Here is a 13,493-nt window from a genome sequence, read left to right as displayed (position 1 = left end):
GACAGAGGATTTTTTTCTATAGGGCTTTAGCAGCTGCAATTGCGGCTTCGAAGTTGGGTTCAGAGTTGATATTGTCCACGTATTCAACGTAGCGAATCGTATTGTCAGTATCGAGGACAAAGACTGCGCGTGCCAATAGGTGCCACTCATTGATTAAGAGGGCGTAATCACGTCCAAAGGAATGGTCGAAATAGTCTGAGAGCATGATGGCATTTTCAATTCCCTCAGCACCACACCAACGTTTTTGGGCAAATGGTAGGTCCATAGAAACAGTCAATACGACCGTGTTGTCCAGTCCAGCCAGTTCTTCATTAAAACGACGCGTTTGAGTTGAGCAGATGCCTGTATCGATAGAAGGCACGACACTCAGGACTTTTTTCTTGCCATCAAAATCAGCCAGAGATTTTTTAGAAAGGTCTGTTGTAGTGAGAGAAAAATCAAGCGCCTTGTCGCCGACTTGTAGTTGTTTACCTGTAAAGCTCACAGGATTTCCGAGAAAAGTTACCATAGGATACTCCAATCTTTTTTCTTCCATTTTAGCTGAAACAGCCGGAATTTTCCAATGATTTGACCGGAAATGTGGGCATAGAAAAAACGCCAGCTCATGTGAGAATGACGTTTTCATAGGATTATTTTGCCAATCCTTCAGCAATCTTGTCAAGGTTGTATTTCATCATGTTGTAGTAGCTGTCGCCTTCTTTACCTTGTTCTGCGATAGAGTCAGTAAAGATTTGTGCGTAGATTGGGATATTTGTATCTTGTGAGACAGTCTTCATTGGACGGTCATCTACACTTGATTCTACAAAGAGTGATGGAACTTTTGTTTGGCGAAGTTTTTCAACCAAGGTCTTGATTTGTTCAGGTGTTCCTTCTTCTTCAGTATTGATTTCCCAGATGTAGGCACTTGGGACACCATAGGCTTTAGAGAAGTATTTGAATGCTCCTTCGCTGGTTACAATGAGTTTCTTTTCAGCAGGGATGTTATTAAATTTATCCTTACTTTCTTTATCAAGTTTGTCTAACTTATCAGTATATTCTTTGAGATTTTTTTCATAGAATTCCTTGTTGTTAGGATCTTTAGCGCTCAATTGTTTGGCGATATTTTTAGCAAAGATAATTCCATTTTCAAGGTTAAGCCAAGCGTGTGGGTCTTCTTTACCTTTTTCATTTTTTCCTTCAAGGTAGATAACATCAACACCTTCACTGACTGCAAAGTAGTCTTTGTTTTCAGTTTTCTTAGCATTTTCTACCAATTTGCTAAACCAAGCATTGCCACCTGTTTCAAGGTTGATACCGTTATAGAAAATGAGGTCAGCCTCAGAAGTTTTCTTAACATCTTCAGGGAGTGGTTCGTATTCGTGTGGGTCTTGTCCAATCGGAACGATACTGTGAAGATCAATCTTGTCACCAGCAATATTTTTAGTAATATCAGCGATGATTGAGTTTGTAGCAACAACTTTTAGTTTTTGACCAGAAGCTGCATCTTTTTTTCCGCTAGCACATGCTACAAGAGCAATAACGGAAAGAAAGAGAACGAGTAATGTACCTAATTTTTTCATTAGATCCTCCAATTTATTGGGGTTTTGCCCCTTATTTTAACAAATGTTTATTTTTCAGTTTCAAATATCGTTGTTTAGGAGAGATAAAGAAACTGATTAAGAAGAAGCTAGCAGCTGTAAGTACGATGCTAGAACCAGCTGCTAAGTTTAAACTATAGCCAATAAAGAGTCCCAAAACTGAAGCTGTAGCTCCAAAGGTTGAGGAAAGGAAAATCATACTTTTCAGGCTATTAGCATACAGATAAGCAGTTGCAGCTGGGGTAATCAGCATGGCTACAATCAGGATAGTTCCAACACTTTGCATGGCTGTCACAGACACGAGAGTCAGGAGTATCATGAGGAGGTAGTGATAGAAATTGACAGGCATTCCCATGGCTTTAGCCAGAAGTTCATCAAAGGAAGTTATCAAGAGTTGCTTGAAGAAAATCCAGATTAACAAGAGAATGACCGCCCCTACGCCCATAGTGATAAACATATCCGTATCTTGGACGGCTAGAATATTACCAAAAAGGATATGGAAAAGGTCAGTTGAACTTTTAGCGACACTAATCAAGATGATACCGAGGGCTAAGAAAGAAGAAAAGGTAATGCCGATGGCGGTATCGCTTTTGATAATCGAGTTCCCCTTGATGTAGGTAATGATGATAGCAGCTAGCAATCCAAAGACAATGGCTCCGATAAAGAAGTCAACGCCTAAGATGAAGGAGAGGGCTACACCTGGTAAGACAGCATGTGAAATAGCATCTCCCATGAGTGACATCCCACGTAGAATGATGAAACATCCCACAGCTCCAGCTACGACCCCGACGACAATAGCTGTTATCAAGGCATTTTGTAGGAAATGGAATTTTTGCAATCCATCGATAAATTCTGCAATCATAGGTCACCTCCATTGAAAAAGAGTCGATTACCGTAAGCTTCTTTGAGATTGGCTTCGGTAAAGGTTTCTTTGGTTGGACCAAAGGCAATCACTTCTCGATTGACAAGTAAGACTTGATCGAAGTAGTGGGAAACCTTGCTGAGGTCGTGGTGAACGATGAGAACCGTCTTACCAGCTTTTTTCAAATCTCTCAGCGTATTCATGATGATTTCCTCACTGACAGAGTCAATCCCAACAAAGGGTTCATCCAAGAGGATATAATCGGCTTCCTGCACCAAACATCTGGCAATCAAGACCCGCTGGAATTGACCTCCAGACAGTTGACTGATTTGACGTTCAGCGTAGTCAGCTAGGCCGACGATTTCAAGGGCTTCCTCTACTTTTTTCCAATGTTTAGCATTTAAACTGCGAAAGAGAGGAATTGAGGGAAAGAGTCCTAACGAGACACATTCCTTGACCTTGATGGGAAAGTTGTAGTCGATATTGATTTTTTGTTCGACATAGGCAATTCGGTGTAAGGATTTTTTAACTTCCTTGTCATCGAGAAATGCCTGACCTTGATGTGGGATAATTCCCAGCATACCTTTTAGTAATGTTGATTTTCCAGCGCCGTTCGGACCAATGATTCCGGTAATCGTTGGTCCTTGGAGCACCAGTGAAATATCCTTAAGTGCCAACGTTTCTTTATAGGAGACACTTAGGTTTTCGATACGTATCATAAACTTGTATTCCTCCTGTATCTTAATATACCTTAAAAACAAAATTAAGTCAAGTTAATTTTTGAAAAAATTAAAATAATAACTGAAAAACAATAGAAATATCCGTTCATTTTTAATTGCATTCCTAGGTAATTTTTGTTAAGCTAAAAGCAAGTACAAATGAAAGCGAGAACAAGATGACACGTTATCAAGATGATTTTTATGATGCTATCAATGGGGAATGGCAACAGACAGCTGAAATTCCAGCAGATAAGTCTCAAACGGGAGGTTTTGTTGATTTAGACCAGGAAATTGAAGATCTGATGCTGGCGACAACAGACAAGTGGTTGGCAGGTGAAGAGGTGCCTGAGGATGCTATCTTGGCAAACTTTGTCAAATACCACCGCCTAGTTCGTGATTTTGACAAGAGAGAAGCTGACGGTATCAAACCTGTCTTACCACTTCTTAAAGAATTCCAAGAATTGGAGACTTTTGCAGATTTCACTGCCAAACTAGCAGAGTTTGAGCTTGCTGGTAAACCAAACTTCCTTCCTTTTGGTGTATCGCCAGACTTTATGGATGCTAGAATCAATGTTCTATGGGCTAGCGCTCCAAGCACGATCCTGCCAGATACGACCTACTATGCAGAAGACCATCCTCAGCGCGAAGAGCTCTTGACTCTTTGGAAAGAAAGCAGCGCAAATCTTCTCAAGGCTTATGATTTCTCTGATACAGAAATTGAAGACTTGCTTGAGAAAAGACTAGAATTGGACCGTCGAGTTGCAGCAGTAGTTCTTTCTAATGAAGAAAGTTCAGAATATGCTAAACTCTACCATCCATATGTTTATGAAGATTTCAAGAAATTTGCGCCTGCCCTACCTTTGGATGACTTTTTCCAAGCCGTTCTTGGACAAGTACCAGACAAGGTTATTGTAGACGAGGAACGTTTCTGGCAAGCAGCAGATCAATTCTACAGTGAAGAGGCCTGGCCTCTCCTTAAAGCAACCTTAATTTTAAGTGTTGTTAATCTCTCAACCAGCTATTTAACAGAAGAAATCCGTGTCTTGTCAGGTGCTTACAGCCGTGCGCTTTCAGGAGTTCCAGAAGCCAAAGACAAGGTCAAGGCAGCCTACCAGCTAGCACAAGGCCCATTCAAACAAGCCTTGGGTCTCTGGTATGCCCATGAAAAATTCTCCCCAGAAGCTAAGGCGGACGTGGAGAAAAAAGTGGCAACCATGATTGATGTCTATAAGGAACGCTTGGCCAAAAATGACTGGCTGACTCCAGAAACTCGTGACAAGGCCATCGTCAAACTCAATGTCATCAAGCCTTATATCGGTTATCCAGAAGAATTGCCAGCACGCTACAAAGACAAGGTAGTGGATGAAACGGCTAGCCTTTTTGACAATGCTCTAGCCTTTGCGCGTGTGGAAATCAAGCACAGTTGGAGTAAGTGGAACCAGCCTGTAGACTACAAGGAGTGGGGCATGCCTGCTCATATGGTCAACGCCTACTACAATCCACAGAAGAACCTGATTGTCTTCCCAGCAGCTATTTTACAGGCGCCTTTCTATGACTTGCATCAGTCATCTTCTGCTAACTATGGTGGTATTGGGGCAGTTATTGCCCATGAAATTTCCCACGCCTTTGATACCAACGGAGCTTCCTTTGATGAAAATGGTAGCCTCAAGGATTGGTGGACAGAGAGTGACTATGCTGCCTTCAAGGAGAAAACACAAAAAGTTATTGACCAATTTGATGGACAGGATTCTTATGGAGCAACCATCAACGGTAAATTGACTGTATCAGAAAATGTGGCTGACTTGGGAGGAATCGCTGCAGCGCTTGAAGCAGCTAAGAGAGAACCAGACTTCTCAGCAGAAGAATTCTTCTACAACTTCGGTCGCATCTGGCGCATGAAAGGTCGTCCAGAATTTATGAAACTTTTGGCTAGCGTCGATGTGCACGCACCAGCCAAACTCCGTGTCAATGTACAAGTACCAAACTTCGATGATTTCTTTACAACCTATGATGTCAAAGAAGGAGACGGTATGTGGCGTTCACCAGAAGAGCGCGTGATTATTTGGTAAGGCAAAGAATCAAGTCATCAGAAAAAGGCATCCAATCAGGTGTGAAAACCTTGACGGGATGCCTTTTGTAATAGAAAGATTTGCTGGATAGTTTACTTAAATTGTGCTATTGATTATCATCATCTTGCTAGAAAAAAGGATTGAAAGTTTTTTCGTGAGCAATAGTAGTAGCTGGACCATGTCCTGGATAGACATCGTAGTTTGGTAGGGTGAAAAGTTGGGTCTGGATACTATGAAGAAGTTGCTCCATGCCACCAGTCGGAAGGTCCGTTCGTCCGATAGTTTCTCGGAATAGAGCATCACCTGTCAAGACTAGGTGAGCATCAGGAAAGACGATAGAAACACCGCCGATAGAGTGACCTGGTGTTGGCAAGACAGTGAAACGAAATTCCTCCAGTTGATATTCCTCATGAAAGACAAAGGTGTGTTCAGCTGGTTTTGAGACCACATCTGCCATATCATCGTGGCGGGGAAGCCCAGAGAGATTATCGACAGGAGTGTAGAGCCAGCTAGCTTCACTCTCTGCGATATAGACAGGAGGATTGCCAAAAGTCTCGCGAACCAAGTCCAGACTCATGATATGGTCATAATGGGCATGGGTCAATAGAATGGCACAGATCGGTTTGTTGATCTTCTCGATTGTCTGACGAATGGCTTCCCAATGACTACCAGGATCTACTACGATAAGGTGCTTTTCGCCTTCCAAGTAATAGGTATTTTCATAAGCAACAGGATTCACAGTTTTATGGATTTTCATACTAGCTCCAATCTCAAAGAATGTACTAAGATAAGTATAGCACAGTTAGGGAGAATAGGTAAGGATTTAAAATGAACTTAAAAACCAGCATGACTGGATGAAGACAGGCTGGTTATCAATTTATCACTATTGGAGAGGTGTCAATTGCCCTTCATAGGTTGCATAAACTCCGTCATTAGCTTGTTTGATAGATGTGATGTTTAGAGTGCCACCGTAGTTGGCTTCTTGTTTATCATTATATTCACTATAAGTTATCCTATTGGGCAGGTTCTGGTCCTTAGCATAGTATTGAACGACTGTTTTTTTATAGCCTTGCTGGCTGAATAGGAACAGACAGCTAACTCCTAACACTAGGAGAGCAAAGATAGAAATAGCAGTTTTTTTCATAGGTGTTCTCCTTATAAACTAAAGGATAAAAGAAAGTATCTTGAGGATTTTTAATTCCAAAATCCAGTCAAGGTACCAGTGTATGTGACACGAGTTCCACTGTTTAGCTTTCGTATCTTCAAGGAAATTGGGGAAGTCAGAAAGTCTTTCGGTTACAATATGGTTTCCGTTCTTCTATCTCTCCTTCTATCACCTAAGTTTAAAATCTAACTTCGTAATATATTATAGACTAATAATTCAGAATTATCAAGCAATTCTGAATTATTTTTTTCCTATTCTGTTCCAATCTAGTTTTCATATTCTTAAAAAAGTGATAAAATGGTAGGAAGAATTGGAGAGTAGAGATGCCAAAAGAAGTGAATTTAACAGGCGAAGAAGTTGTCGCCTTAACCAAAGAATATTTAACAGAAGAGGATGTCCATTTTGTCCATAAGGCCTTGATCTATGCGGTGGAATGCCATAGTGGTCAATATCGCAAATCAGGTGAGCCTTACATTATTCACCCTATCCAAGTGGCAGGTATTTTAGCCAAACTCAAACTAGATGCTGTAACGGTTGCCTGTGGTTTCTTGCATGATGTGGTGGAAGATACAGATGCGACCTTGGATGATTTGGAGAGAGAGTTTGGCCCTGATGTGCGGGTAATCGTAGATGGGGTTACCAAGCTTGGTAAGGTCGAGTACAAATCTATCGAGGAGCAATTAGCGGAAAATCATCGTAAGATGCTCATGGCCATGTCTGAGGACATCCGCGTTATTTTGGTCAAACTGTCTGACCGTTTGCACAATATGCGGACCCTAAAACATCTTCGAAAAGACAAGCAGGAGCGCATTTCCAAAGAAACCATGGAAATCTATGCCCCACTTGCCCACCGTTTGGGGATTTCTAGCGTTAAATGGGAATTAGAAGACCTGTCTTTCCGTTATCTCAATCCAACGGAGTTTTACAAGATTACCCATATGATGAAGGAAAAGCGTAGAGAGCGTGAAGCCTTGGTGGATGAGGTAGTTACAAAATTAGAGGAATATACGACAGAACGTCACTTGAAAGGGAAGATTTACGGTCGTCCCAAGCATATTTACTCAATTTTCCGTAAAATGCAGGATAAGAGAAAACGGTTTGAGGAAATCTATGACCTGATTGCCATTCGTTGTATTTTGGATACCCAAAGTGATGTTTATGCCATGCTTGGTTATGTGCATGAACTTTGGAAACCTATGCCTGGTCGTTTCAAAGACTATATCGCTAACCGCAAGGCCAATGGTTATCAGTCTATCCATACGACAGTTTATGGGCCAAAAGGGCCGATCGAATTCCAGATTCGAACTAAAGCCATGCACGAGGTGGCTGAGTACGGGGTTGCGGCTCACTGGGCTTATAAGAAAGGCGTTAAGGGGCAGGTTAACAGCAAGGAGTCTGCTATTGGGATGAACTGGATCAAGGAGATGATGGAGCTCCAAGACCAGGCTGATGATGCCAAGGAATTTGTGGACTCTGTTAAGGAAAACTATCTGGCTGAGGAGATTTACGTCTTTACCCCAGATGGAGCTGTCCGTTCCCTTCCAAAAGATTCAGGACCGATTGACTTTGCCTACGAAATCCATACAAAAGTCGGGGAAAAAGCAACTGGTGCCAAGGTCAATGGTCGCATGGTTCCACTGACAACCAAGCTCAAGACAGGGGATCAGGTTGAAATTGTCACCAACCCCAACTCCTTTGGGCCAAGCCGTGACTGGCTCAATATGGTCAAGACCAGCAAGGCGCGCAACAAGATTCGTCAGTTCTTTAAAAACCAAGATAAGGAATTGTCTGTCAACAAGGGTCGTGAAATGTTGATGGCCCAGTTCCAAGAAAATGGCTATGTAGCCAATAAATTTATGGACAAGCGCCACATGGATCAAGTTCTGCAAAAGACCAGCTACAAGACAGAAGAATCCCTCTTTGCGGCTATTGGTTTTGGCGAAATCGGTGCTATTACTGTCTTTAACCGTTTGACTGAAAAGGAACGTCGTGAAGAAGAACGTGCCAAGGCCAAGGCTGAGGCAGAAGAACTTGTCAAAGGTGGCGAGGTCAAGGTTGAAAATAAAGAAACCCTCAAGGTCAAGCATGAGGGGGGTGTGGTCATTGAAGGAGCCTCAGGTCTCCTAGTGCGGATTGCCAAGTGTTGTAATCCTGTTCCTGGTGACGATATTGTCGGCTACATTACCAAGGGTCGTGGTGTAGCTATTCACCGTGTGGATTGTATGAACCTGCGTGCCCAAGAAAACTACGAGCAACGTCTCCTTGATGTGGAGTGGGAAGACCAGTATTCAAACTCAAATAAGGAGTATATGGCTCATATCGATATCTATGGTCTCAACCGTACAGGACTGTTGAACGATATACTGCAAGTTCTTTCAAACACAACCAAGAATATCTCAACAGTTAACGCTCAACCAACCAAGGATATGAAATTTGCTAATATCCATGTATCCTTTGGTATTGCCAACCTCTCGACACTGACGACGGTCGTGGACAAGATTAAGAGTGTGCCAGAAGTTTACTCTGTTAAACGGACCAATGGCTAATTGTCCTAGCTCTTACTAGAAAGGCTATTATGAAAATCATTATCCAACGGGTTAAAAAAGCCCAAGTGACTATCGAAGGTCAGGTTCAGGGGAAAATCAATCAAGGCCTCTTATTGCTGGTTGGTGTTGGACCAGAGGACCAAGAGGAAGATTTGGACTATGCTGTGAGAAAACTGGTCAACATGCGTATTTTTTCAGACGCAGAAGGCAAGATGAACCTGTCTGTCAAAGATATTGAAGGAGAAATCCTCTCTATTTCTCAGTTTACCCTCTTTGCGGATACCAAGAAAGGCAATCGTCCAGCCTTTACAGGGGCAGCCAAGCCTGATATGGCATCAGACTTCTATGATGCTTTCAATCAAAAATTAGCGCAAGAAGTGCCCGTTCAGACAGGCCTCTTTGGAGCTGATATGCAGGTTGAGCTGGTCAATGATGGGCCAGTTACCATTATCCTTGATACTAAAAATAGATAAGAAAGACCAAGTCCAGCCGGCTTGGCTTTTCTTATCTATCATAAAATACTCCAAAATGAAATCTGTTTCTGATAGGCCTTAGGAAAATCTCTTTTCAGGCTTTGGCAAGTGCGATAGGAAGGGATGATGTGTCCTAGGATGAGGAGAGTTCCCTGAAGGAAAAGTGGCACACCACTCAAACATATCAAGGAGAGAATCATCAGGCTATCCCATAGGAGGATTTGTAAGGCAAAACGCCAGAATCGCGGTCTAATCTGGGAATAGAGTTGACTAAAGTGGTCACAAAGCTGGTTGGACAGATAGGTCAATAGCACAGGATGAAAGAAAATGAGCCAACCACTGTAAATCAAAATCCAATCCCAAGTAAGCCCCTCTTTAAATGTCAAAAATGCCAGCATGATTCCATCAATGACAAGAAGTTGAATGGTTTTGATGAAGATGATTTTTTTCATGCTAAAACCTCCTTTTCCTTAGAGACACTCCCATAAAGTGATGTGTTTATCGTAAAAGTCTGGATAGTTTTCTCTTAGGTAGTCAGTCGTCAGATAATATAAAGTATAATGACAAGCAGTGACGATTGGCATAAGAGTGGAAAATCGCTGAGAACTAGTGAAGGCTAAGAGAACAAATAATAGAAAGTCGCTGATGAGCACCCCTAAATAGTAGAAGCGAATCATTTTATTGATTTGAGGATAAATCTCAGCGAATTGATTTTTTAGTTGGACGACCAAGCGAAATAGCAGGAGTCCCTGAACAAGGAGGAAAATAAAACCAGTGAGCAAGAGCCAGTCGAAAGCTGTCTCGAGTCTAGTGCTAAAAAATGCGAATAGTAGCAAATCGATAACTGCAATTGCTGTAAAATGGATTCTATAGAGTTTTTTCATGACAAGACCTCCCTCTTTTATCTAGCTTCATTCTACTCCAAAAGAATGGGAGTTACAAGTAAAATGATAAAAAATTTTAGTAAGGAGATTCTGTTAGATTTCTTTATTTGATTTTCCTCTTATTGTTTTACTTCTTCATCATTCCAGACAAATAAAGCTCCGATTGCATTGAGGATATAAAAGATGTATTTACCGATATTGGCAAAGTTTCCTTGAATGCCAGCCTTTGTCAGCTGAACGAAATTGTAAATCAACCAAAAGCCCCACTGAGTTGTTAGTTTCAATGCATTCAAAGCATTGGCAATGAGGGACAGTGCAAAGGCAATAGTTGTTACGTAGGCAAGGAGATTCATCTTGCCCCCATATCCGATATAGTTGGTCACAAAGGCAAAGAGGAAGGCGATGATTGAAATGATGATGGCCGCCAATTTTAGCTGTTTTTGGCTCATTTGGTTGGGTCTGCCTTCTTGCGAAGCTTCCCATTTCTTAATAGCAAAGGTATAAATGAGGAAGGTGACGGGATAAGTGATAATAGCCGCCTTATTTCCAAGGATATAATCAATAGCACCGGACAAAATGGTATTAACAATGCCAAAGTAATTTCCCCATTTGCTTAATTTTCCCGTGAAACGAGTGGACAACATGGAAATCCCAACATTGGTTACGGAAATCAATCCAAAGGGAACAAGAGCTGTCCATGGTCCCCAGTCTACAAATTTATCGAGGCGGGAGTTGAGGTAACCAGATGCAATCGCAATCCCAACGACCAAAGCAACTCCAAAGAGGTCAAACCATTTAGATGTCGCAAAAATTTTTAGTGATTTTTTCATAGGTTAAACTATCTTTCTTTTTTTAACAAATATTCTACAACTAAATGAAAGCAAAATCAAATGATAAAAATAAAACCCTGAAAATCAAATTTTCAGGGTTGGTAGGGGACTTGAGAAATTAGTTGATTTTTTCGACATAGAGTTGTTTGGCAATGTCCATATTCACTTGTAAATCCTCGTCTTTACTAAGGATAGTGAAGGTGTTGCTGAAGCCATCAAACTGCTTGACTTGGAGCGAATCACCGATGTGAAGTGAGTGCTTGTCCAGATAACTGAGAATGTCAAAACTATCGTGCACCCGAGTCAGGCGATAGGAGCCAGCTTCCTTGATGTCAGCTAGTGGCAGGTTATTGATTTCAACTAGGAGTTCTCCCTTGGCAGGAATGGTTCCTCCGTGGGGGCAGGTTTTAGGGAAACCTAGCAATTTATCCAGTCTTTCCACGAACAGGTCAGATACAGTGTGTTCCAAGACCTCAGCTTCCTCATGAATCTGGTCACTCGTATAGTCTAAATGATGAACTAGAAAAACTTCAATCAAGCGGTGTTTACGATAGAGCTCAGAGACCAGTTTGAGTCCGAGATCAGTCAGTAGATAGCCACATTCCTTGTCCTTGAGGATGAGATTTTCACTTTTCATCCGTTTAATCATTTCAGTTACGGCAGGGGGAGAGACTTGCATGCGAGCCGCAATTTCCTTGTTGGTGATTTTATGCAGGTCTATGCCAATTTCATAAATACATTTTAGATAATCTTCTTTATTCGGGGTCATTCGTTTCCTCTTGTCTAATATCTTTATCTAGTATATCAAAAAAAGCTAGATTTCTCTAGCTGTGACTTTTTATGTTATACTTATTGCAAGAGAAAAAACGAGGAGATGGATATGACGAAAATAGCTCTTCTTTCAGATATTCATGGAAATACCACCGCCTTGGAGGCTGTTTTGGCAGATGCTCGGCAGCTAGGAGTGGATGAATACTGGCTTTTGGGAGATATTCTCATGCCAGGGACAGGGCGTAGAAGGATTTTGGACTTGTTGGCTGATCTACCGATTACGGCTAGAGTTTTGGGAAACTGGGAAGACAGTCTGTGGCATGGTGTCCGCAAGGAATTGGATAGTACTCGTCCCAGTCAACGCTATCTCTTGCGCCAGTGCCAATATGTTTTAGAGGAAATTTCCCTAGAAGAAATCGAATTGCTTCACAATCAACCTCTCCAGCTTCATCGTCAGTTTGGGAATTTGACGGTGGGAATTAGCCACCATCTTCCTGATAAGAACTGGGGGAGAGAGTTGATTCATACTGGAGCGCAAGAGGATTTTGACCGCTTGGTGACCAATCCGCCTTGTGATATTGCTGTTTATGGTCATATTCACCAGCAGTTGCTTCGTTACGGGACTGGTGGGCAATTGATTGTCAATCCGGGTTCGATTGGGCAACCTTTCTTTTTAGACGCTCAGCTACGGAAGGACTTGCGGGCCCAGTATATGATTTTGGAGTTTGATGACAAGGGCTTGGTAGATATGGACTTCCGACGGGTAGACTACGATGTGGCAGCTGAATTGCAGTTGGCTAAAGACCTGAAACTCCCTTATTTTGAGGTTTATTATGAAAGTCTGGTCAATGGGATCCACCATACTCATCATCAGGAATTTCTGAGAGAATTGGCCCAGAAAGAGGGCTACGATCGGGAGTTAGACGACTGGTTAAAAGGTGGTAACGATTGACATTACAACTAAAAAGGGTATAATAAAAGAAAAAGAAGAGTAGAGGCAGGGTAGCCTCGTAAAAAGGAGAAGAGCATGCAAATTCCAAGTAGATTTACCATTGCGACTCATATGCTGATAATCATTGCCCTCAAGGGGAAGGAAAGCAAGGTGACCAGTGATTTTCTGGCTGCTAGTGTCGGGGTCAATCCTGTCATTATCAGAAAAACCTTGTCCCAGTTGAAGAAGGCAGAGCTGATTTCAGTGGCGCGTGGAACAGGGGGAACAGAGATTGTCAAGGATCTCAAGGATATTAGTCTTTTAGATGTTTATCAAGCGGTTGAGTGTCTTGGTAAGACTGGTCAACTCTTCAGTTTCCATGACAATCCAAATCCAAATTGTCCAGTTGGAGCTCATATTCATGATGTTTTGGATCAAAAATTGGAGAGAATCCAGCTGGCCATGGAGGCAGAGCTTGGTCAGACTAGTTTAGAGCAAGTTGTGGCTGATGCAGAGAGTCAGATGAAGGAGTGAATTCTTCTTTAAAATAAAAAAGCTTATGAGAAGGTTTTTATACTCAATGAAAATCAAAAAGCAAACTAGGAAGCTAGCCGCAGGTTGCTCAAAGCACCGCTTTGAGGTTGTAGATAAGACTGACAAAGTCAG

Annotated in this window: 15 protein-coding genes; 5 read left to right on the top strand and 10 right to left on the bottom strand. The window is 41.9% G+C overall.

The window, feature by feature from the left end:
* Positions 1-16: 16 nt before the first annotated feature.
* The 4 genes from tpx to HT724_RS07765 all read right to left on the bottom strand — a co-directional run bounded on the left by tpx (position 17) and on the right by HT724_RS07765 (position 3,158).
* Positions 17-508 carry a thiol peroxidase gene (gene tpx / locus HT724_RS07780; RefSeq protein WP_000256026.1) on the bottom strand — a complete coding sequence of 164 codons (492 nt, stop codon included), beginning with the start codon at positions 506-508 and terminating at the stop codon, positions 17-19.
* 121 nt (positions 509-629) lie between these two features.
* Positions 630-1,559, bottom strand: coding sequence for a metal ABC transporter substrate-binding lipoprotein/adhesin PsaA (gene psaA / locus HT724_RS07775; protein ID WP_000733069.1), 930 nt, complete (start codon positions 1,557-1,559; stop codon positions 630-632).
* A gap of 31 nt (positions 1,560-1,590) precedes the next feature.
* On the bottom strand, positions 1,591-2,439 hold the full coding sequence (locus HT724_RS07770) for a metal ABC transporter permease (RefSeq protein ID WP_000559791.1): 849 nt from the start codon (positions 2,437-2,439) through the stop codon (positions 1,591-1,593).
* Positions 2,436-3,158 (bottom strand): metal ABC transporter ATP-binding protein, encoded by a 723-nt coding sequence (locus HT724_RS07765; protein ID WP_000619162.1) that lies wholly within the window; start codon positions 3,156-3,158, stop codon positions 2,436-2,438. The genes HT724_RS07770 and HT724_RS07765 overlap by 4 nt, the downstream gene beginning before the upstream one ends.
* 176 nt (positions 3,159-3,334) lie before the next feature.
* Here HT724_RS07765 and pepO point away from each other — a divergent pair, with 176 nt between their 5' ends.
* A complete protein-coding gene (pepO, locus tag HT724_RS07760) occupies positions 3,335-5,227 on the top strand; it encodes an endopeptidase PepO (RefSeq protein ID WP_173276205.1) in 1,893 nt (630 codons plus the stop codon).
* Between the two features lie 127 nt (positions 5,228-5,354).
* On the opposite strand, the gene HT724_RS07755 is transcribed toward pepO, so the two are convergent.
* Entirely contained in the window at positions 5,355-5,984 is a 630-nt protein-coding gene (locus tag HT724_RS07755; RefSeq protein WP_173276204.1) for an MBL fold metallo-hydrolase, read from the bottom strand.
* A 126-nt stretch (positions 5,985-6,110) separates the two neighbouring features.
* A complete protein-coding gene (locus HT724_RS07750; RefSeq protein WP_049532344.1) occupies positions 6,111-6,371 on the bottom strand; it encodes a hypothetical protein in 261 nt (86 codons plus the stop codon).
* Between the two features lie 344 nt (positions 6,372-6,715).
* On the opposite strand from HT724_RS07750, the gene HT724_RS07745 reads away from it, so the two are divergent.
* Both HT724_RS07745 and dtd read left to right on the top strand, forming a co-directional pair.
* Positions 6,716-8,938, top strand: a complete 2,223-nt coding sequence (locus tag HT724_RS07745; RefSeq protein WP_173276203.1) for a bifunctional (p)ppGpp synthetase/guanosine-3',5'-bis(diphosphate) 3'-pyrophosphohydrolase — start codon at positions 6,716-6,718, stop codon at positions 8,936-8,938.
* A gap of 29 nt (positions 8,939-8,967) precedes the next feature.
* On the top strand, positions 8,968-9,411 hold the full coding sequence (gene dtd, locus HT724_RS07740) for a D-aminoacyl-tRNA deacylase (RefSeq protein ID WP_173276202.1): 444 nt from the start codon (positions 8,968-8,970) through the stop codon (positions 9,409-9,411).
* Between the two features lie 38 nt (positions 9,412-9,449).
* Here the strand turns inward: dtd and HT724_RS07735 are convergent, their stop codons facing one another.
* The 4 genes from HT724_RS07735 to HT724_RS07720 form a co-directional block, all read right to left on the bottom strand.
* Positions 9,450-9,863, bottom strand: coding sequence for a hypothetical protein (locus HT724_RS07735; protein ID WP_173276201.1), 414 nt, complete (start codon positions 9,861-9,863; stop codon positions 9,450-9,452).
* An 18-nt stretch (positions 9,864-9,881) separates the two neighbouring features.
* Positions 9,882-10,295: a hypothetical protein gene (locus HT724_RS07730; RefSeq protein ID WP_173276200.1), complete on the bottom strand. Its 414-nt coding sequence runs from the start codon at positions 10,293-10,295 to the stop codon at positions 9,882-9,884.
* Between the two features lie 119 nt (positions 10,296-10,414).
* Positions 10,415-11,125, bottom strand: a complete 711-nt coding sequence (locus HT724_RS07725) for a nicotinamide mononucleotide transporter (RefSeq protein WP_000749112.1) — start codon at positions 11,123-11,125, stop codon at positions 10,415-10,417.
* Positions 11,126-11,243: 118 nt separating this feature from the next.
* A complete protein-coding gene (locus HT724_RS07720) occupies positions 11,244-11,894 on the bottom strand; it encodes a metal-dependent transcriptional regulator (protein ID WP_000188510.1) in 651 nt (216 codons plus the stop codon).
* Positions 11,895-12,005: 111 nt separating this feature from the next.
* Between HT724_RS07720 and HT724_RS07715 the strand changes: the two genes are divergently transcribed.
* Positions 12,006-12,848, top strand: coding sequence for a metallophosphoesterase family protein (locus HT724_RS07715; RefSeq protein ID WP_173276199.1), 843 nt, complete (start codon positions 12,006-12,008; stop codon positions 12,846-12,848).
* 75 nt (positions 12,849-12,923) lie between these two features.
* Positions 12,924-13,361 carry an Rrf2 family transcriptional regulator gene (locus tag HT724_RS07710; RefSeq protein ID WP_001166796.1) on the top strand — a complete coding sequence of 146 codons (438 nt, stop codon included), beginning with the start codon at positions 12,924-12,926 and terminating at the stop codon, positions 13,359-13,361.
* The last annotated feature ends 132 nt before the right edge of the window (positions 13,362-13,493 follow it).

The sequence above is a fragment of the Streptococcus sp. k-402 genome, assembly GCF_013277515.1.
Classification (GTDB): domain Bacteria; phylum Bacillota; class Bacilli; order Lactobacillales; family Streptococcaceae; genus Streptococcus.
This window is presented reverse-complemented; position numbering and strand designations above follow the sequence as displayed.

What these genes read in the sequence shown, in the direction of transcription:
- tpx (WP_000256026.1), bottom strand. Translation starts at nt 508, where the DNA reads ATGGTAACTTTTCTCGGAAATCCTGTGAGCTTTACAGGTAAACAACTA.
- psaA (WP_000733069.1), bottom strand. Translation starts at nt 1,559, where the DNA reads ATGAAAAAATTAGGTACATTACTCGTTCTCTTTCTTTCCGTTATTGCT.
- HT724_RS07770 (WP_000559791.1), bottom strand. Translation starts at nt 2,439, where the DNA reads ATGATTGCAGAATTTATCGATGGATTGCAAAAATTCCATTTCCTACAA.
- HT724_RS07765 (WP_000619162.1), bottom strand. Translation starts at nt 3,158, where the DNA reads ATGATACGTATCGAAAACCTAAGTGTCTCCTATAAAGAAACGTTGGCA.
- pepO (WP_173276205.1), top strand. Translation starts at nt 3,335, where the DNA reads ATGACACGTTATCAAGATGATTTTTATGATGCTATCAATGGGGAATGG.
- HT724_RS07755 (WP_173276204.1), bottom strand. Translation starts at nt 5,984, where the DNA reads ATGAAAATCCATAAAACTGTGAATCCTGTTGCTTATGAAAATACCTAT.
- HT724_RS07750 (WP_049532344.1), bottom strand. Translation starts at nt 6,371, where the DNA reads ATGAAAAAAACTGCTATTTCTATCTTTGCTCTCCTAGTGTTAGGAGTT.
- HT724_RS07745 (WP_173276203.1), top strand. Translation starts at nt 6,716, where the DNA reads ATGCCAAAAGAAGTGAATTTAACAGGCGAAGAAGTTGTCGCCTTAACC.
- dtd (WP_173276202.1), top strand. Translation starts at nt 8,968, where the DNA reads ATGAAAATCATTATCCAACGGGTTAAAAAAGCCCAAGTGACTATCGAA.
- HT724_RS07735 (WP_173276201.1), bottom strand. Translation starts at nt 9,863, where the DNA reads ATGAAAAAAATCATCTTCATCAAAACCATTCAACTTCTTGTCATTGAT.
- HT724_RS07730 (WP_173276200.1), bottom strand. Translation starts at nt 10,295, where the DNA reads ATGAAAAAACTCTATAGAATCCATTTTACAGCAATTGCAGTTATCGAT.
- HT724_RS07725 (WP_000749112.1), bottom strand. Translation starts at nt 11,125, where the DNA reads ATGAAAAAATCACTAAAAATTTTTGCGACATCTAAATGGTTTGACCTC.
- HT724_RS07720 (WP_000188510.1), bottom strand. Translation starts at nt 11,894, where the DNA reads ATGACCCCGAATAAAGAAGATTATCTAAAATGTATTTATGAAATTGGC.
- HT724_RS07715 (WP_173276199.1), top strand. Translation starts at nt 12,006, where the DNA reads ATGACGAAAATAGCTCTTCTTTCAGATATTCATGGAAATACCACCGCC.
- HT724_RS07710 (WP_001166796.1), top strand. Translation starts at nt 12,924, where the DNA reads ATGCAAATTCCAAGTAGATTTACCATTGCGACTCATATGCTGATAATC.